An 18,926-nucleotide genomic window follows, 5' to 3' on the forward strand; every position below is an offset into this window, starting at 1 on the left:
CCGTTCGGCGCCGGGGATGGACATTCGGACTGCGAGGGGGGCGACGGGCGATGCACGGCCTATGGACCAACGATCCGACGCGGCGGGGCCGCCGACGACCCTGGCGCGCGGCCACGCGCAGACGCGGCCACAGCGGCCATGGTGGTCACGGTGGCCATCACCACCGCGGGCACAGCGGCCGCAGAAGGCATGCGCACCCAGCGCACACCGCGCGGACCGGGTGGACCCGGTGAGCTCCCCCGGGGCGCTGCTGTCCCGTCGGCAGTTGTACGGCGCTGGGACGGGCCTGATTCCGCAACTGGTGCTGGCCCTGGTGTGCGCGGGCTACGCCTTCGGTTCCGCGCTCGGCTGGGGCTCCGCGGGCCTCGCGCTGTTCATGGGCGACTTCGGGCTGAGCGCCGCCGCGGGGACCGCCGCGGTCTCCTGCTTCCTCTACGCCCGCAGCCGCCGCAGCCGCTTTCGACCCGCGTGGCTGCTGTTCGCGCTCTCCTCCACCATGGCCTCGCTGGGCAACGGAGTCTGGGGGTGGTACGAGGTCGTCCTCGACCGCCAGGTCCCGAGTCCCAGCTACGCCGATCTCTTCTTCCTCTGTTTCGCTCCGCCCGCCATCGTAGGACTGCTCGTGCTAGCCAAGAGGCCCGTGACCAAGGCGGGTTGGGTCTGCCTGGCGCTCGACTCCTGGCTGATCGGCGGTTCCCTGCTCACGCTGTCCTGGAGCCTCGCGCTCGCCCAGGCGGCGAAGTTCGACGGGCCGAGCGTCGCGCACACCGCGCTCTCGCTGGCGTACCCGCTGCTGGACATCGCCCTGGTCAGCATGGTGCTCGCGCTGCACTTCAGGCGCTCGTCGGTGAACCGCTCGGCGGTGAACACCGCGATCGGCGCGCTCGCCCTGACCGTGATGTGCGACGCCCTGTTCACCTCGCCCCTCCTGCACAACAACTACCACTCCGGGCAGCTCCTCGACGCGGGCTGGTTCGCCGGGTCACTGCTCCTCGCGTACGCCCCGTGGGTCGGTCCCCGGCCCGGGCAGCCGGTCGCCGACGGCCACGGCACGGAGGAGCCCCGTAGGGACGGGCACGCGCGCGTGGTGCACGAGCACATCCCGGGGCCCCGCCAGGGCGGACCAGGGATCACCCAGGGATCTCAGGGGTCTCAGGGATCTCCTCAGGGGTCTCAGGGATCTCAAGGGCATCAGGAACCTCAGGGGGCTCAGGAACCCCAGGACGGTGGCCACAACCGATACCCGACCACCCGTCCGATCGCCGGATCACTGGCCGCACTCACGCCCTACCTGGCCGCCGCCGTGTGCACGCTGGGCATTCTCTACAACGTCCTGAACGGCCGCAGCGTCGACCGCGTCGTGCTCATCACGGCCGGCCTCGTCGTCCTCGCCCTCGTGGTGCGCCAGGGCATCATGCTGCTCGACAACATCACCCTCACCCAGGAGCTGGCCCAGCAGGAGAACCACTTCCGCTCCCTGGTGCAGGGCTCCAGCGACGTCATCATGATCGCCGCACCGAACGGCATCCTGCGGTACGTCAGCCCGGCCGCCGCCGGGGTCTACGGCCGCAACGCCGAGGAGCTCGTCGGCTCCGAGCTCGCCTCCCTCATCCACCCCGAGGACCTCGGCTGCGTGGTGCACGAGGTGCGCCGCTTCCTGGCCGCAAGCCACCTGGAGGAGCCCACCACCCGCATCGAGTGCCGCTTCAAGTCCGGCGACGGCGGCTGGCTCAATGTGGAGTCCACCGTCAACCGACACCACGGCGGCCTCATCTTCAACAGCCGTGACGTGACCGAGCGGGTCCGGCTCCAGGCGCAGCTCCAGCACAACGCCGAACACGATCCGCTCACCGACCTGCCCAACCGCGCGCTGTTCACCCGGCGCGTCCAGCAGGCCCTGTCCGGCCGCCGTTCCACCGACCGCGGCGCCGCGCTGCGCGGCACGGCCGTCCTCTTCATCGACCTCGACGGCTTCAAGGCCGTCAACGACACGATCGGGCACCAGGCCGGCGACGAGCTCCTCGTCCAGGCCGCCCGCAGACTCCAGGACTCGGTGCGGCAGGGCGACACCGCCGCCCGCCTCGGCGGCGACGAGTTCGCGGCGCTCATCGTCGGCGACGGCAGCGGCGACCGGGGCGCGCGCGAACAGCAGATCCTGGAGCTCGCCGACCGGCTGCGGATCAAGCTCTCCCAGCCGTACGCCATCGGCGGCAACGATGTCCGCGTCGCCGCGTCCATCGGCGTCGGCTTCGCCGAACCGGGCCTGGGGGCGGGCGAGTTGCTGCGCAACGCCGACCTCGCCATGTACCGGGCCAAGGCGGCGGGAAAGGGCCGCGTCGAGCTGTACGCGCCCCAGATGCAGCAGGACGTCGTACGGAAGGCGGAGCTGGCCACCCGGCTGCGCTCCGCGCTCCAGGACGGCGAGTTCGCACTGCTCCACCAGCCCGTGGTCTGCCTAGGGAACGGCCGGATCGTGACGGTCACCGCCCAGGCCCGCTGGCGTTCCTCCCAAGGGGTGCTCTTCACACCGGCGGAGTTCCTGCGCGTCGCCGAGGACAGCGACAAGACCGCCGAGCTGGGCCGATGGATGCTCGAGGAAGCGGTCGAGCAGGCCGTCGAGCGGGCCGCCGCGGGTGTCACGGTGCCCGTCGCCGTGCGGATGAGCGCCCGGCGTCTGCTGGACCGCTCGATGCCTCTCGGCTCCGTGGAGGCCCTGCTGACCCGGCACGGGCTCGCCTCCGGCTCCCTGATCGTCGAGCTGGCCGACACCGACCCCAGGGTCTCCCTGGACGAGCTGGAGCGGCGGCTGAACGCGCTGCGACGGCTCGGCGTCCGGATCGCCCTGGACGGATTCGGCAGTGGTTACGCGGCCATCACTACGCTCAGAAGGCTGCCCGTCGACGTACTGAAGCTCGACCGGGGCCTCGTGGAGGGTGTCGTCGAGTCCGCCCGGCTGCACAAGATCACCAGCGGGCTGCTGCGGATCGCCACCGACCTCGGGCTGCAGTCCGTGGCCGACGGTGTGGACCTGCCCGAGCAGGTCGTCGCCCTGCGCGCGATGGGCTGCACGCACGGACAGGGCATGGCCTTCTCCGGTCCGCTCGACGAGTACCGGCTGCGCAGAGCGCTGTCCTGCGGCCACTACCCGGTGCCGCACGGCCCGGCCGAGCCCGCGTTCGCGGGCGGCGGCGCGGGGGTGTATACGAGTGGTGTGCCCGCAGTTTTCGGGGGCGGTACGGCCCTCCGCTCACATAATGAGACTCCCGTCCCACCCACTTGACAGTCAGTGCGTGCCGGGGGGAGGGTCAATGCCATGCGCACCCGAATTCTCGTACTTGGAAAGCGCGTCGGCTGAAGCTGGTGGCCACCGGACGGACCCGGAACACCCAGCGACCGCACCCGGCGCGCTCCCCTCGCTTGCCTCACGGCACGAGGGGTTTTTTGTTGCACAGGCACCAGTCGTACATCGCACAAAACTCGCAAAAACCCTCAGCATCGAGAAGAGAATGCCGATGACCGAGCAGGCCACCGGGGCCCATCACCCGCAGCCGCGGCCCCGTTCCGGAGGACAGCAGTCCGCCCCCGAGCACGTCACGGGAGCGCAGTCCCTCATCCGCTCGCTTGAGGAGGTCGGGGCCGAGACGGTATTCGGCATTCCCGGCGGCGCGATCCTTCCGGCGTACGACCCGCTGATGGACTCCACGCGTGTGCGGCACGTGCTCGTGCGGCACGAGCAGGGCGCGGGTCACGCGGCCACCGGTTACGCGCAGGCCACCGGCAAGGTCGGCGTCTGCATGGCGACCAGCGGCCCGGGTGCCACCAACCTGGTGACGCCGATCGCGGACGCGCACATGGACTCGGTGCCGCTCGTGGCGATCACCGGGCAGGTCGCGTCCAAGGCGATCGGCACGGACGCCTTCCAGGAGGCGGACATCGTCGGCATCACCATGCCGATCACCAAGCACAACTTCCTGGTGACCAAGGCCGAGGACATCCCGAGGACGATCGCGGAGGCCTTCCACATCGCCTCCACCGGCCGCCCGGGCCCCGTCCTCGTCGACATCGCCAAGGACGCCCTCCAGGCGCAGACCACCTTCCAGTGGCCGCCCACCCAGGACCTGCCCGGCTACCGCCCGGTGACCAAGCCGCACGCCAAGCAGATCCGCGAGGCCGCCAAGCTGATCACCCAGGCCAAGCGGCCCGTCCTCTACGTCGGCGGCGGCGTCCTCAAGGCCAAGGCCACCGCCGAGCTGAAGGTCCTCGCGGAACTCACCGGAGCGCCCGTCACCACCACCCTGATGGCGCTCGGCGCATTCCCCGACAGCCACCCGCTGCACGTGGGAATGCCGGGCATGCACGGTGCGGTCACCGCCGTCACCGCGCTGCAGAAGGCCGACCTGATCGTCGCCCTCGGAGCCCGCTTCGACGACCGCGTCACCGGCAAGCTGGACAGCTTCGCCCCGTACGCCAAGATCGTCCACGCCGACATCGACCCGGCCGAGATCGGCAAGAACCGCGCCGCGGACGTGCCGATCGTCGGTGACGCCCGCGAGGTCATCGCCGACCTGGTCCAGGCCGTGCAGAAGGAGCACAGCGAGGGCCACGCCGGCGACTACGCCGCCTGGTGGAAGGACCTCAACCGCTGGCGCGAGACCTACCCGCTGGGCTACGAGCAGCCGGACAACGGCTCCCTGTCCCCGCAGCAGGTCATCGAGCGCATCGGACAGCTCGCCCCCGAGGGCACCATCTTCGCGGCGGGCGTCGGCCAGCACCAGATGTGGGCCGCGCACTACGTCCAGTACGAGCAGCCCGCGACCTGGCTGAACTCCGGCGGCGCCGGAACGATGGGCTACGCGGTCCCGGCCGCGATGGGCGCCAAGGCCGGTCAGCCGGACAGGACGGTCTGGGCGATCGACGGTGACGGCTGCTTCCAGATGACCAATCAGGAGCTCACCACCTGCGCCCTGAACAACATCCCGATCAAGGTCGCCATCATCAACAACGGCGCCCTCGGGATGGTCCGCCAGTGGCAGACCCTCTTCTACAACCAGCGCTACTCCAACACCGTGCTGCACTCCGGCCCGGACGCGGACGGCAAGCAGCCGAGCGCCGGCACCCGCGTCCCCGACTTCGTGAAGCTGTCGGAGGCCATGGGCTGCCACGCGATCCGCTGTGAGTCCCCCGAGGACCTCGACAAGGTCATCGCGGAGGCGAACTCGATCAACGACCGCCCGGTCGTGGTCGACTTCATCGTGCACGAGGACGCCATGGTGTGGCCGATGGTCGCCGCCGGCACCTCGAACGACGAGATCATGGCCGCCCGGGACGTCCGCCCCGACTTCGGCGACAACGAAGACGACTGAGACCGAGAGAGAGCCGAGTCCACCACCATGAGCACCAAGCACACCCTCTCCGTCCTCGTCGAGAACAAGCCGGGTGTCCTCGCCCGGATCACCGCCCTGTTCTCCCGCCGCGGCTTCAACATCGACTCGCTCGCCGTCGGTGTCACCGAGCACCCCGACATCTCGCGCATCACCATCGTGGTGAACGTGATCGAGGCGCTGCCGCTCGAACAGGTCACCAAGCAGCTCAACAAGCTCGTCAACGTGCTGAAGATCGTCGAACTGGAACCCGGCTCGGCGGTGCAGCGCGAACTCGTTCTGGTGAAGGTGCGCGCCGACAACGAGACGCGCTCCCAGATCGTCGAGATCGTCCAGCTGTTCCGCGCCAAGACCGTGGACGTCTCACCGGAGGCCGTCACCATCGAGGCCACCGGCGGCAGCGACAAGCTGGAGGCCATGCTCAAGATGCTGGAGCCGTTCGGCATCAAGGAGCTCGTCCAGTCCGGCACGATCGCGATCGGACGCGGGGCGCGTTCGATCACGGACCGCTCGCTTCGCGCGCTCGACCGATCAGCCTGATCCTTGGTAGGGGCGGTCGGCGATCACCGACCGCCCGTATACCGAGACCCGAAAACTTCCCTTCCCCCGCCCGCCGTACGGTGGGACGCAACACCGCACACCAAGGAGAACCCCAGTGGCCGAGCTGTTCTACGACGACGACGCCGACCTGTCCATCATCCAGGGCCGCAAGGTCGCGGTCATCGGCTACGGCAGCCAGGGCCACGCCCACGCGCTGTCGCTGCGCGACTCGGGTGTCGACGTCCGCGTCGGTCTGCACGAGGGCTCCAAGTCCAAGGCCAAGGCCGAGGAGCAGGGCCTTCGCGTGGTGACGCCGTCGGAGGCCGCGGCCGAGGCCGACGTCATCATGATCCTGGTGCCGGACCCGATCCAGGCCCAGGTCTACGAGGAGTCCATCAAGGACAACCTGAAGGACGGCGACGCGCTGTTCTTCGGCCACGGTCTGAACATCCGCTTCGGCTTCATCAAGCCCCCGGCCGGCATCGACGTGTGCATGGTCGCCCCCAAGGGCCCGGGCCACCTGGTGCGCCGCCAGTACGAGGAGGGTCGCGGCGTTCCCTGCATCGCGGCCGTCGAGCAGGACTCCACGGGCAGCGCCTTCCCGCTCGCCCTCTCCTACGCCAAGGGCATCGGCGGCACCCGCGCGGGCGTCATCAAGACGACCTTCACGGAGGAGACCGAGACCGACCTGTTCGGTGAGCAGGCCGTTCTCTGCGGTGGCACCGCGGCGCTGGTCAAGGCGGGCTTCGAGACGCTGACCGAGGCCGGCTACCAGCCGGAGATCGCGTACTTCGAGTGCCTCCACGAGCTGAAGCTCATCGTCGACCTCATGTACGAGGGCGGCCTGGAGAAGATGCGCTGGTCGGTCTCCGAGACCGCCGAGTGGGGCGACTACGTGACCGGCCCGCGGATCATCACGGACGCCACCAAGGCCGAGATGAAGAAGGTCCTCGCGGAGATCCAGGACGGCACCTTCGCCAAGAACTGGATGGAGGAGTACCACTCCGGCCTGAAGAAGTACAACGAGTACAAGACGCAGGACGAGAACAGCCTCCTGGAGACCACCGGCAAGGAGCTCCGCAAGCTCATGTCGTGGGTCAACGACGAGGCGTAAGCCGTACGGCCGAGGGGCCGGAGCATCCGCTCCGGCCCCTTCGGTCAACCCTGGGTAACGCCCGGGAGCGCGACACCCCGTCCAGCCACGGACGGGTGATCCTTCCACGGAGGCGCAAGAAGGCCCCCGTAGCGGCACTACACTGCTGCACAACATACGCGTCAGGCCCACAGCGTCGTGCGTCTTCCACGCGGCTCGAGCGACCCCGAAGAAATGTAGGCCCGCCCCCACGCCGCCCGGCACGCACTCTCGCCGCACCGGCCAAAGGCCCAAGTAGCTCCGCTACGAGGACCTTCGTCCGGCACGCCGACAGCAGGCACCGAACGACGCGGGAACGCACCTAGACTTCCCCGGGGCCGCTACAACCCTCCACCGCATGCGGCCGTCGGGACGGCCGTCCGCATTGGACCTGTGAGGACTCACGTGAGCTCGAAACCTGTCGTACTCATCGCTGAAGAGCTGTCGCCCGCGACTGTTGACGCCCTGGGCCCGGACTTCGAGATCCGGCACTGCAACGGCGCGGACCGCGCCGAGCTGCTGCCCGCGATCGCCGACGTCGACGCGATCCTGATCCGTTCGGCCACCAAGGTCGACGCGGAGGCCGTCGCCGCCGCGAAGAAGCTCAAGGTCGTCGCACGAGCCGGCGTCGGCCTGGACAACGTCGACGTCTCCGCCGCCACCAAGGCCGGCGTGATGGTCGTCAACGCCCCCACCTCGAACATCGTGACCGCGGCCGAGCTGGCCTGCGGCCTCCTCCTCGCCACCGCGCGCCACATCCCGCAGGCCAACTCGGCGCTGAAGAACGGCGAGTGGAAGCGCTCGAAGTACACCGGCGTCGAGCTCGCCGAGAAGACCCTCGGTGTCGTCGGCCTCGGCCGCATCGGCGCGCTGGTCGCCCAGCGCATGTCCGCGTTCGGCATGAAGGTCGTCGCCTACGACCCCTACGTCCAGCCTGCCCGGGCCGCGCAGATGGGCGTCAAGGTCCTCTCCCTCGACGAGCTGCTCGAGGTCTCGGACTTCATCACCGTGCACCTGCCGAAGACCCCCGAGACGGTCGGTCTCATCGGCGACGAGGCGCTGCACAAGGTCAAGCCGTCGGTGCGGATCGTCAACGCCGCGCGCGGCGGGATCGTCGACGAGGAGGCGCTGTTCTCGGCGCTCAAGGAGGGCCGCGTCGCCGGCGCCGGCCTCGACGTGTACGCGAAGGAGCCCTGCACGGACTCCCCGCTCTTCGAGCTCGACCAGGTCGTCTGCACCCCGCACCTCGGCGCCTCCACGGACGAGGCGCAGGAGAAGGCCGGTGTCTCCGTCGCCCGCTCGGTGCGCCTCGCCCTCGCCGGTGAGCTCGTCCCGGACGCGGTGAACGTGCAGGGCGGTGTCATCGCCGAGGACGTCAAGCCCGGTCTGCCGCTCGCCGAGAAGCTCGGCCGCATCTTCACCGCCCTCGCGGGCGAGGTCGCGGTCCGCCTCGACGTCGAGGTGTACGGCGAGATCACCCAGCACGACGTCAAGGTGCTCGAACTCTCCGCGCTCAAGGGCGTGTTCGAGGACGTCGTCGACGAGACGGTGTCGTACGTCAACGCCCCGCTGTTCGCGCAGGAGCGCGGCGTCGAGGTCCGTCTGACGACGAGCTCGGAGTCCCCCGACCACCGCAACGTGGTCACCGTGCGCGGCACGCTCGGCGACGGCCAGGAGGTCTCGGTCTCCGGCACGCTGGCCGGCCCCAAGCACCTGCAGAAGATCGTCGCCGTCGGTGATTACGACGTGGACCTCGCGCTCGCCGCGCACATGGTCGTGCTGAGCTACGAGGACCGTCCCGGTGTCGTCGGCACCGTCGGCCGCATCCTCGGCGAGGCGGGCATCAACATCGCCGGCATGCAGGTCGCGCGTGCCGCCGCGGGCGGCGAGGCCCTCGCGGTCCTCACCGTCGACGACACGGTCCCGCAGAACGTGCTGAGCGAGGTGGCCGAGGAGATCGGCGCCACCTCGGCGCGCTCGGTGAACCTCGTCTGACCTTCGCAGTACGCGGGCGCAGTACGCGGGCCGGGGCCCGGTCACCTCAGGTGACCGGGCCCCGGTCGTGCGCGGGGGTCGGTCATGCGCGGGAGTTCCGGGGAGGCTCGACCAGCCCCTCCCGGTAGGCGATGGCCACGGCCTCGGTGCGGCCCGAGGCGCCCAGCTTGGCGAGGATGTTGGAGACGTGCACGCTCGCCGTCTTCCCCGTGATGAACAGCTCCTCGCCGATCTGACGGTTGGTACGGCCGCGCGCCAGCAGCCTCAGGACATCGCCCTCGCGGGCGGTCAGCGCCGGGACACGGTCCGCGGCGGACGGTGAGTCGGCGAGCCGACCGCGCCGGATCAGGGTGCCCAGCTCCTCGCGCAGCGGTACGGCGCCGAGCCGGACGGCGGTGTCGCGCGCCGCGCGGGCCCGCTCGGCGGCTTCCTCCCGCCGGTCCGCCACGAGCAGTGCCTCGGCCAACCGTCTTTCGCAGCGGGCCAGTTCATAGGGATCGCCGTAGTCGAACGCGGCGACCGCCTGCTCCCAGGCGGCCACCTCGGGACCCGAGTGCGCGCGCAGCCACTCCGCCTCGGCGCGGGCGAGCCAGGCCAGCCCCTCCGGTCCCTGCCGCGAGCCGTCCTCCCCCTTCGCGGCCGTGCTCCGGGCCACCTCCACCAGCTCGGTCGCGAGGTCCGCCCAGCGCCGGGCGCCCGCTCCGTCGCCGGTCAGGCGCAGCTCGACGGCGGCGTCCGCGACCGCCGACAGAGCCAGCGCCGCGAGCCGCACACCGATGTCGGGCCGCCCGTTGCCGGAGCCGTCGCTGAGCGATGCGAGCGTCGCACGTACGGAGGCGACGGCGCCCTCGGGGTCGCCGCGCAGGGCGGCGGCGTCGGTCAGCACGATGCCCGCGACGAGTGTGGCCATCCAGTCGAACGGTCCGTCGAGCAGCGCGCGGGCCCGCTCGGCGGCCCCTTCCTCACCGCGTGCCAGGGCGACGTACAACGCGGGCCCGACGGCGAAGCCGCCCGCCGGTGGCAGCCGTTCGGCGTCGACGGCGGCCGCCCGCGCGCACTCGTCCCAGCGGCCCAGGGTGTAGAGGATCAGGGACTGGAGGTAGCGCAGCTCCAGCGCGTACGGGGAGGAGACGAGGCCGGAGCGGTTCGCCCGCTCGAGTCCCTCGGCGAGCCACGTCAGGCACTCGTCCAGGGCCCCGGACTCGTAGGCCCCGATGGCGAGGTTGAACAGCGCGCGCATCTCGACGGAGACATTGCCGGCGCGCCGGGCCAGGTCACGGGCCTGCCGAAGCCGTTCCCGGCCCTCGGCCGTACGCCGGTTGTGGTCCTCCAGACCGACCAGGGAGATGATCAAGTCGGCTTGGGCGTCGGCGAGTCGGAGCTCCTCGGCGGTGCGCAGCGCCTGCCGGGCGACGCGCTCGGCGTCCTCGTCGTGGCCCATGTACCGCGCGGCCATGACATGGGTGGCCGCCGCCCACACCCAGGTGTGCGACGGGGGCTCGGCCGGGATCATGGCCAGTGCCTCGCTGCTGTAGGTGAAGGCGGCCTTCAGACTGTCGACGCGCATCAGATTGCCCGCGAGGGTGTAGCGGACGCGGGCGGCGAGCTCCGAGTCCGCGTCCGACCCCGCCCTGGCGAGGGCGGCGCGGGTGAGGGAGACCGCCCGATGGGTCTCCCCGGCGTGCGCGGCGGCGGCGGAGGCGCGCAGGGTGAGCGTGACCGGGTCGCCCTTGCGGGGGCGGGCGCCGGGGTCCACGGCGGGCCACAGTTCGAGCGCGGCCTCCACGTGGTGCAGCTCCTCGGCGGGCGCGCCGACCCGGTGGGCGTGGTCGGCCGCTTCCAGCGAGGCGGTCAGCGCGTCCGCGAGATCGTGGCTCTCCCGCGAGTGATGGGCGCGCTCGGCCGCGCTCTCCGCCGTGTGACCGCGTCCGGCGAGGAGTTTGGCGAACGCGCCGTGCAGCCGGACCCGCTCGCCGGGCAGCAGATCGGCGTAGACGGCCTCACGGGCGAGGGCGTGCCGGAAGGAGTACGTGGCGTCGTCGCCGGGGACCAGCAGCTGCCGTCCCACGGCCTCCCGCAACGCCGACTCCAGCTCTTCCTCGGGCAGTTGTACGGCGTCACGCAGCAGGTCGTGCTCGACGCGCCGCCCGGCGACCGCGGCCGTGCGCAGCACCTGCTGGGCGGTGTCGGAGAGTTGCTCGATCCGGATGAGGAGGAGGTCGGCGAGGCCGCTCGGCATGGCGGGCGCCGCCGGGCCGAGGTCGCCCGGCAGCGCGGCGAGCAGCTCCTCCGCGTAGAAGGCGTTGCCCTCGGCGCGGTCGACGATGCGGCGGACGGTGGTGTCGGAGAGGGCGTCGGTCCGCAGGGCGCGGACCAGGCGGGCCACTTCGGCGTCGGCCATGGGGCGCAGTTCGAGCCGGTCCACGGAGGGGAGCCGGGCCAGTTCGGCGAGCAGGGGGCGCAGGGGGTGGCGGCGGTGCAGGTCGTCCGAGCGGTACGAGGCGAAGAGGGCGAGGTGGTGGGTGGGGGAGCCGGGGGTCGGGTTCTGCAGGACGCCTCGGCTGAGGAGGAAGCGCAGGAGGTCCCTCGATGACTGGTCGGCCCAGTGGAGGTCTTCGAGGACGAGGAGGAGGGGGGTGATGTCGGCGGCGTCCGCCAGCAGGCCGGCCACGCCCTCGAAGAGTCGCAGCCGGCTGCCGGTGTCCGTGTCGGTCCCGCTGCCGGAGCCCAGCAGGCGCTCGACCGCCGGGTGTGCCGCGAGGGCGTCGGCGAAGCGTTCGTCTGCGCCGAGCACGCCGAGGATCTCCGTGAACGGCAGATAGGGCAGGCCCACGTCGCCGAGGTCCACGCAGTGGCCGGTGAGCACCGTCATGCCGGTGCGCGTGGCGTGTGCGGCGGCTTCCGTCAGGACGCGGGTCTTGCCGACGCCGGCGTCTCCGGAGAGGACGACGGCGCGGGGGGTGCCTGCTCGGGCGCGGTCCAGCACGCCGGTGAGCCGGGCGAGTTCGTCGTCCCGGCCGATGAACGGCGTACCGGATGTCTGTGCCACGCCGCCCATCCTGACACGCCCCACCGACACGGTCCCGCCCCTTTGTCCTCGCCCCCGCCGCCCCTACCCGTCCCATCCCCAGGAGCTCCGCCCCTTCAACCCCGCCAGGGACGCTCCGCCCCCTGGACCCCCGCACGGCCTGAACGGCCTTGTCCTCAAGCGTCGGACGGGCTGGGTGGTGTGGCTCGGGGGTGGGTGGGTTGAGCGGGGTGGGTGGGGCATCGCCCTTCGGCCTTGTCCTCAAGCGTCGGACCGGCTGGATGGAGGGGGCCGGGCCCGGGGCTTTTAGGGGCGCGGGGAACTGCGCGACCGTCCCCCACCGGCCCGCAGGCAAGGCACTTCGGGTGGGTGGGGTTTCGGGGCGTAGCCCCGTCTGAGGGGCGCGGGGAACGGCGCGATCGGCCCCCACCGGCCCGCAGGCAAAGCACGTTGGGAGGGCGGGGGTCCGGGGCGCAGCCCGGCCCGAGGGGCGCGGGGAACTGCGCGACCGGACCCCGCCCCCCGTAGTCGGAGCGCACAGCCGGGGTTCCAAGGGCGTAGCCCTGGTGAAGGGGTGTCAGGCGGGAGCCTGTTCGGGGTGGGGGGCCTCGGCGCCGATCTCCCGCACCCGCACGCGCCGCAACGTCGCGGACGCGACCCCCGCCGCCCCCAGCAACAACACCGCCCCCGCGATCGCCGCCGCCTGCATCCCACTGGTGAACGCCTCCCGCGCGGCCCGCACCAGCGCATCCCCCGCGCCGCCCGGCAACCCGTGGGCGACCGCCAGCGCGCCGCCGAGGGTCTCCTGGGCCGGCGCCGGGGCGCCGGACGGAATCTCGTGGCGGTAGACGGCCGTACCGATGGACCCGAGAACCGCCATACCGAGCGCCCCGCCGAACTCGGCACCCGTCTCCAGCAGCGACGACGCGGCGCCCGCGTTGCCGACGGGGACGGTGCCCAGCGCCAGATCCATCATCTGGGACATCACGGTGACGATCCCCGAGGCGAGGACACCGGCCCCGGCGAGGACCAGCCACATCGAGTCGGTCCGGGTGAAGGCCAGCAGACCGTAGCCGCAGGCGCCGAGGACGAAACCGCCGGAGACGACGTGGGCGCGGTGGACACCCTTCTGCACCAGCTGCGCGGCGACCGGCGCGGCGACCCCGACCAGGACCGTCGGCAGCAGTGACCACAGCGCGGCCTCCATGGAGCTCTTGCCGAGGACCGACTGCAGGTACTGCGTGGTGAAGTAAGCCGACCCCAACATCCCGAACGCGGAGACCAGGTTGAGCACGACGGCGGCCGCGAAGCCCCGGCCACGGAACAACTCGGGTGAGATCAGCGGGGACTTGGCGGTGCGCTGCCGCTGGACGAAGAGCGCGGCGAAGATGAGACCGACGACGATCGAGGCGCCGTACTCGAACTTCCAGCCCTCGGACGGGATTTCCTTCACGCCGTAGATGACGGGCAGCACGGCGGCCATCGACAGCGGCACGCTGAGCAGGTCGAAACGGCCCGGTTCCGGGTTCTTGGACTCGGGGAGCAGGATCGGGCCGAGGACCAGCAGCAGCACCATCGCGGGCAGGTTGACGAGGAAGACCGAGCCCCACCAGAAGTACTCGACGAGGACACCGCTCATCACCGAACCGAGCGCGATGCCGCCGGTCATGACGCCGGACCACAGACCGATCGCCTTCGCGCGCTGCCCGGGGTCGGTGAACATCGTGCGGATGATCGCCATCGTCGACGGCATGAGGGTGGCGCCACCGATGCCGAGGACCGCGCGGGCCGCGATCAGCATCTCGGCGCTGTCGGCGTAGGCGGCCATGACCGAGGCCGTGCCGAAGGCGGCGGCGCCGACGAGGAGGAGCTTGCGGCGGCCTATGCGGTCGCCGAGCGAGCCCATCGTCATCAGCAGTCCGGCGAGCACGAACGCGTAGATGTCGAAGATCCACAGCTGCTGGGTGCCGCTCGGCTCCAGGTCCGCGCTGATCGCGGGGATCGCGAAGTAGAGGACCGAGACGTCCATCGAGACCAGCAGCAGCGGAAGCATCAGGACGCCGAGGGCGGTCCATTCGCGGCGGCCGGCGAGGCCTCCGCCGGGTGCGGGGGTGGTGCTCGTCGAGTGCTTCGAGTTCGTCATGACAGGGACTGTACGGACGTCTTAAACGCTTGTCTAGTACGCTTGTTTAAAACGAGCGTCTGGGACGTTTGTCTGTATCGGGGGTACGCTGACCGGCATGGGACACCGTGAGGATCTGCTCGAAGGCGCCAAGCGCTGCCTGCTGGAGAAGGGGTTCGTGCGCACCACGGCGCGCGACATCGTGAAGGAGTCCGGGACGAACCTGGCGTCCATCGGCTACCACTACGGGTCGAAGGACGCGCTGCTGACGCAGGCCTTCGTGGAGCTGGTGCAGGAGTGGGGCGAGAAGTTCGCCCCCCACCCGGAGCACGAGGGCGCGCCCGGGGGTTCCGTGGAGCGGTTCCACAGCGTGTGGACGCGGATGCTGGAGTCCTTCGAGGAGTTCCGGCCCGTCTGGGCCGCCAGCATGGAGATCGTGACGCAGGGGGAGCGGGTTCCGGAGCTGCGGAAACTGATGGCGAAGGCGCAGATCGAGGGACGGTCCGGGCTCGTCGCGATGCTCACGGGCCTGGACGAGGAGACGCTCGACGAGCGCACCGTCCAGTCCCTCGGCGGCTTCTACCAGGCGCTGCTCAACGGTCTGATGGTGCAGTGGCTCTTCGACCCGGCGAGCGCCTCCACGGCGGACGACCTCACGGAGGGGCTGCGACGGGTGATCGAGGGGGCGACCGGGCCGCGGGACTGAGGCGTCACCCGGCCACGACTCCGGTCGGCGAGGTGCCGGACCCGCGATCGGCTCGCGCATCGCGGTACGCCGGGATCAGCGCAACCAGCATCAGTGCGGCGGTGACGGCGAGCGCCGACGGATACCCCGTCACCCCGGCCAGCACGCCGAAACCCGCCGCGCCGACGCCCATGCCACCGTCGTAAGCGATGTTCCACAGCGCGGTGACGGTGCCGTATCCGGTGGCAGGGACGCGCGCGTACATCAGGGTCAGCGTGGCGTTCTGGGCGATGCCGAAGCCGGTGCCGAAGACCGCGACCCCGACGAGGACCGCGACGGGACTGCCGGTCACCGCCGTGATCGACAGGCCCCCGGCCGAGAGGACCAGGCCGGGCACGAGGAGCCGCGCGGGCCCGTGCCGGTCGCCGTACCGGCCCGCCGCCCACCGGGCCGCGGTCGACGCGGCCGGCTGCACGAAGAGGGCCACGGCGACGACCGTGCCGTACGCGGCAGGGACCGCCAGCGGCAGGAACGTGACGACGATCCCGGCGGCGAGGGCGGTGGTTGCGAAGACGGCCCCGGGCCGCATCAGACCACCGGTGCGCAGCCCGGCCAGCACCCCCACCGGTTTCCCGGACGTCGGCTCCCGGTCCGGCAGGCCCGGTACGGCGACGATCGCGGCCAGCGCCGCCACGCCCGCGGCCACGGCGACCGGCCCGTACCCGGCGTGCGCGGCGAGCCACACACCGAGCGGCAACGCGATCAGCGACGGCACTCCGGAGACCACGCCCACCAGCGCGAGACCCTCCCCGCGCCGCTCGGCCGGAATGAGCGACGCGGTGAGCGCGCCGCCCGCGACGAGCGTGAGCGCGAAGCCGAGGCCGCGGACGAGACAGACCGTCACGATCCATGCCATGCCGTCGGAGACGGTCAGGACCAGCGCGGGAGCGCCGAGCAGGGTGAGCCCGGCGATCAGCGCGACCCGGTAGCCGTAGCGGGCGACCAGGCGGGGAGCGGCCAGTTCACCCAGGACCGTGGAGAGCATCAGGGCGCCGGTGGCCAGGCCCGCGCCCGACTCCGTGGCGTAGCGGGGCACGACCGACAGGAGCAGGAAGAAGCTCGCCGAGGCGCCGACCATGCTCACGAAACGGAGCAGCAGGGGGCGGGTGAGGAGAGGGGGCCTTGAAGCTGCCGCCGGGACGCGGGGCCTGGTCGTTGTCATGGGAACGACGGTAGGCAGCTGCCGGACCCCCGGTAAGCTCCAATTCCATGCTGTTGCAGTGGGCCGGTCTGTCACCCGAACTGCTCCTGTCCGTCGACCGGGAGAGCGGCGAGCAGCTGCGCGCCCAGCTCGAGCGGCAGCTGCGGGACGCGATCCGCACGGGCCGCCTCGGCGCCGGCGAGCGGCTGCCCTCCTCGCGTGAACTCGCCCGCGAGATGGGGCTGTCCAGGGGCCTCGTCCAGGACTGCTACGCCCAACTCCAGTCCGAGGGCTACCTCGTGACGCGCGTCGGCTCGGCGACCCGGGTCGCGGCGTGCGCCCACGTTCCGCCCGCGCCCGCACCGCACCGGAGCGCGCCCGAGCCGCTGATCGCCGACTTCCGGCACGGCGTGCCGGACCTGACCGGCTTCCCGCTCTCCGACTGGCTCTGGGCGCTGCGCGAGGCGGGCCGCACCCTGCCGACCGCGGACCTCGACTACGGGGATCCGCGCGGGAGTCGCGTGCTGCGCGAGGTCGTCGCCGGATATCTGCGCCGGGTGCGTGCCGCCGCGGCCGACCCGGAGCGGATCGTCGTCTGCTCCGGCTACGCGCAGGGCCTGGGCCTCGCCCTGGAGAGCCTGGCCGGGGCGGGGGTGCGAGTGGTGGCGTACGAGGACCCGGGCGCCCCCGCCACGGTGACGGCGGCCACGACCGCGGCGGGTCTGACGGCGGTGCCCGTCCCGGTCGACGAGCAGGGCATCGACGTACGGGCGCTGGAGGCGACCGGGGCACGGGCCGTCGTCGTCACCCCCGCCCACCAGTGGCCCACCGGCGTCGTCCTCGCGCCCGAACGCCGGCTCGCGCTGATCGAGTGGGCGACGCGGCGGGACGCGTACGTCGTCGAGGACGACTACGACGCGGAGTTCCGCTACGACCGTGAACCCGTCGGAGCCCTACAGGGACTGGCCGCCGACCGGGTCGTCTCCATCGGCACCGTCAGCAAGTCCCTCGCCCCGGCGCTGCGCATCGGCTGGCTGCTCTGCCCGCCCGCGCTCACCGCCCCGATCACGGCGACCAAGCTGCGCACCGACCGCGGCTCCCCGACCCTCGACCAGCTCGCCCTCGCCCGCCTCGTCGAGTCCGGCCGCTACGACCGCCATCTGCGGCGCATGCGCGCGACCTACGCGGCCCGGCGTACGGCCCTGGTCACGGCCCTCGCCGCACACGCCCCGGAGGTCCGGCTGACGGGTCTCGCGGCCGGGTTCCACGCCGTCGCGCACCTGCCCGGCACGGACGCGGACGCCGAACGGGCCGTCGTCGACGGGGCGCGCGCACGGTCCGTCGGCCTGTACGGGATGAGCGCCTGCCGCTCGAACCGGGCGACGGCGCCGCCCCAACTCGTCCTGGGCTTCGGTGACGTGGGGGAACGCGCGATCACGGAGGGCATCGCGAAGATCGGCGACCTGCTCGCCGGCGCTCGTCGGCCCGGACGGCTCGTGGCCGGCCCGGACCGGTCCTAGCACCGAGGACCTGGACCGAGGACCTGTCCTAGGACCGGCGCAGGGCCGCGCGCCAGGGTTCGGGTACCGTCTCGCCGTACTCGACGTCGGTGGCTCCCACGAGGGTCGCCAGGTCGGCGAGTTGCCCGGTGACGGCCTTGCGCAGGGCCACCGTCGGTCTGACGTCGGGCTCCAGGTACAGGCCCTCGACCAGCAGGGTGCCCCGGTTCCGGTCGCGGCGGGGCGAGATGCGGCCGACCAGGCGGTCCTCGTGCAGGATCGGCAGCAGGTAGTAGCCGTACTCCCGTTTGGCCTTGGGCACGTACATCTCGTTGCGGAAGGCGAAGCCCCACAGGCGTTCGGTCAGGCGCCGGTCGCCCACGAGGTTGTCGAAGGGGGAGAGCAGCGCGGTGCGCCCGTGCCAGTCACCGGCGCGGATCGCCTCCAGCTCGGCCATCGCGTCGACGTGCACGTACCACGTCTCGGTGGTCGAGGTCGCCCCCTCCACCCGTACGGGTAGGACGCGACCCTCCCTCGTGAGAGTACGCAGCACCTCGGCCAGGCCGTCGTACTTGCCCCGCAGGAAGTACTGCTTGATGTCCAGGGGACGGGCGACGCCGAGGGCGCGCAGCGTGTGCTCCGCGGCCGTGGTCACCATCTCCCGCGCCGACACCGCGACCCGGTCGGCGCCGGGCGGCAGACAGGCGTCCGGGAGGCCCCACAACCGCCGGCCCGCCTCGCGCCCCGCGACCATGATCCGGCCCTGAAGCCACAGGAACGTCAGCATCCGCTCGACGTTGCGGCCCGCGGTCCAGCCGCTGGAGGGCCACTCCATGACCGAGCGGTCCTCGAAGGCGTCGGTGGGCAGTGGGGTGCCTTCGGCGAGCCGGGTGAGGATGTGCGCCAGGAGCCCTTCGTTGGCCTCCATCCAGACCTTGGTCAACGACAGGTTCTTCGGGGGATAGCCGTCCATCGACACCCGGTGGATCGGATAGTCCTCGGTGAGCACCAGGGCCGCTGCGTGCGCCCAGTACTCGAACAGCCACCGCTCCTCCCACCACAACGCGCCGAGATGCGAACCGGCCCCCGCCCCGAGGCGGCTCCACACCACGAGCTCATGACTCGGCGCCACGACGCTGATGGGGTCCAACTGCAGATAGCGCAACGACCGCAGAACGGCCCGCAGCCCCTCCCCGTCACCCGACGGACGCACCCCGCCGAGCCACTGCCGCGACAGCGCGAGCCGACGCGCCTCCACCTGACTGATGGTCAACTTCTGCTGAGACGTGGGCATTCCCGGGTCTCCCTACTCCCTGCGCGGCGCACCGTCGCCCGAGCCCGGG

At 71.7% G+C, this 18,926-nt stretch carries 11 protein-coding genes; 7 read left to right on the forward strand and 4 right to left on the reverse strand.

Annotated features, from left to right (window positions below):
- Positions 1-229 precede the first annotated feature (229 nt).
- The 5 genes from FNV62_RS35155 (at position 230) to serA (ending at position 9,048) form a co-directional block, all read left to right on the forward strand.
- Complete coding sequence (locus tag FNV62_RS35155) at positions 230-3,280, forward strand: putative bifunctional diguanylate cyclase/phosphodiesterase (RefSeq protein ID WP_179858286.1); 3,051 nt, start codon at positions 230-232, stop codon at positions 3,278-3,280.
- Positions 3,281-3,506: 226 nt separating this feature from the next.
- Positions 3,507-5,363, forward strand: coding sequence for an acetolactate synthase large subunit (locus FNV62_RS35160; RefSeq protein WP_054234576.1), 1,857 nt, complete (start codon positions 3,507-3,509; stop codon positions 5,361-5,363).
- Between the two features lie 27 nt (positions 5,364-5,390).
- Positions 5,391-5,921: an acetolactate synthase small subunit gene (ilvN, locus tag FNV62_RS35165; protein WP_054234575.1), complete on the forward strand. Its 531-nt coding sequence runs from the start codon at positions 5,391-5,393 to the stop codon at positions 5,919-5,921.
- A gap of 115 nt (positions 5,922-6,036) precedes the next feature.
- Positions 6,037-7,035, forward strand: a complete 999-nt coding sequence (gene ilvC / locus FNV62_RS35170) for a ketol-acid reductoisomerase (RefSeq protein ID WP_054234574.1) — start codon at positions 6,037-6,039, stop codon at positions 7,033-7,035.
- 423 nt (positions 7,036-7,458) lie between these two features.
- The gene (gene serA, locus FNV62_RS35175; protein ID WP_054234573.1) at positions 7,459-9,048 is read left to right on the forward strand and encodes a phosphoglycerate dehydrogenase; all 1,590 of its coding nucleotides are present in this window, start codon (positions 7,459-7,461) and stop codon (positions 9,046-9,048) included.
- An 82-nt stretch (positions 9,049-9,130) separates the two neighbouring features.
- Here the strand turns inward: serA and FNV62_RS35180 are convergent, their stop codons facing one another.
- Both FNV62_RS35180 and FNV62_RS35185 read right to left on the reverse strand, forming a co-directional pair.
- Positions 9,131-12,097 (reverse strand): helix-turn-helix transcriptional regulator, encoded by a 2,967-nt coding sequence (locus FNV62_RS35180; protein WP_143628203.1) that lies wholly within the window; start codon positions 12,095-12,097, stop codon positions 9,131-9,133.
- Positions 12,098-12,653: 556 nt separating this feature from the next.
- Entirely contained in the window at positions 12,654-14,219 is a 1,566-nt protein-coding gene (locus FNV62_RS35185) for an MFS transporter (RefSeq protein ID WP_143603009.1), read from the reverse strand.
- 97 nt (positions 14,220-14,316) lie between these two features.
- On the opposite strand from FNV62_RS35185, the gene FNV62_RS35190 reads away from it, so the two are divergent.
- Complete coding sequence (locus tag FNV62_RS35190; RefSeq protein WP_143609294.1) at positions 14,317-14,904, forward strand: TetR/AcrR family transcriptional regulator; 588 nt, start codon at positions 14,317-14,319, stop codon at positions 14,902-14,904.
- A gap of 4 nt (positions 14,905-14,908) precedes the next feature.
- On the opposite strand, the gene FNV62_RS35195 is transcribed toward FNV62_RS35190, so the two are convergent.
- Complete coding sequence (locus tag FNV62_RS35195) at positions 14,909-16,105, reverse strand: MFS transporter (protein ID WP_143603011.1); 1,197 nt, start codon at positions 16,103-16,105, stop codon at positions 14,909-14,911.
- Positions 16,106-16,152: 47 nt separating this feature from the next.
- Here FNV62_RS35195 and FNV62_RS35200 point away from each other — a divergent pair, with 47 nt between their 5' ends.
- Positions 16,153-17,604 (forward strand): PLP-dependent aminotransferase family protein, encoded by a 1,452-nt coding sequence (locus tag FNV62_RS35200; protein ID WP_143609295.1) that lies wholly within the window; start codon positions 16,153-16,155, stop codon positions 17,602-17,604.
- A 28-nt stretch (positions 17,605-17,632) separates the two neighbouring features.
- On the opposite strand, the gene FNV62_RS35205 is transcribed toward FNV62_RS35200, so the two are convergent.
- The gene (locus tag FNV62_RS35205; RefSeq protein ID WP_143609296.1) at positions 17,633-18,877 is read right to left on the reverse strand and encodes a winged helix-turn-helix domain-containing protein; all 1,245 of its coding nucleotides are present in this window, start codon (positions 18,875-18,877) and stop codon (positions 17,633-17,635) included.
- Positions 18,878-18,926 lie beyond the last annotated feature (49 nt).

This window comes from Streptomyces sp. RLB3-17 (genome assembly GCF_007113425.2).
Classification (GTDB): Bacteria; Actinomycetota; Actinomycetes; order Streptomycetales; family Streptomycetaceae; genus Streptomyces; species Streptomyces mirabilis_D.

Bases quoted from the DNA above. Each gene is read 5' to 3' on its own strand.
- FNV62_RS35160 (WP_054234576.1), top strand. From the start codon at position 3,507: ATGCCGATGACCGAGCAGGCCACCGGGGCCCATCACCCGCAGCCGCGG.
- ilvN (WP_054234575.1), top strand. From the start codon at position 5,391: ATGAGCACCAAGCACACCCTCTCCGTCCTCGTCGAGAACAAGCCGGGT.
- FNV62_RS35185 (WP_143603009.1), bottom strand. From the start codon at position 14,219: ATGACGAACTCGAAGCACTCGACGAGCACCACCCCCGCACCCGGCGGA.
- FNV62_RS35190 (WP_143609294.1), top strand. From the start codon at position 14,317: ATGGGACACCGTGAGGATCTGCTCGAAGGCGCCAAGCGCTGCCTGCTG.
- FNV62_RS35195 (WP_143603011.1), bottom strand. From the start codon at position 16,105: ATGACAACGACCAGGCCCCGCGTCCCGGCGGCAGCTTCAAGGCCCCCT.
- FNV62_RS35200 (WP_143609295.1), top strand. From the start codon at position 16,153: ATGCTGTTGCAGTGGGCCGGTCTGTCACCCGAACTGCTCCTGTCCGTC.
- FNV62_RS35205 (WP_143609296.1), bottom strand. From the start codon at position 18,877: ATGCCCACGTCTCAGCAGAAGTTGACCATCAGTCAGGTGGAGGCGCGT.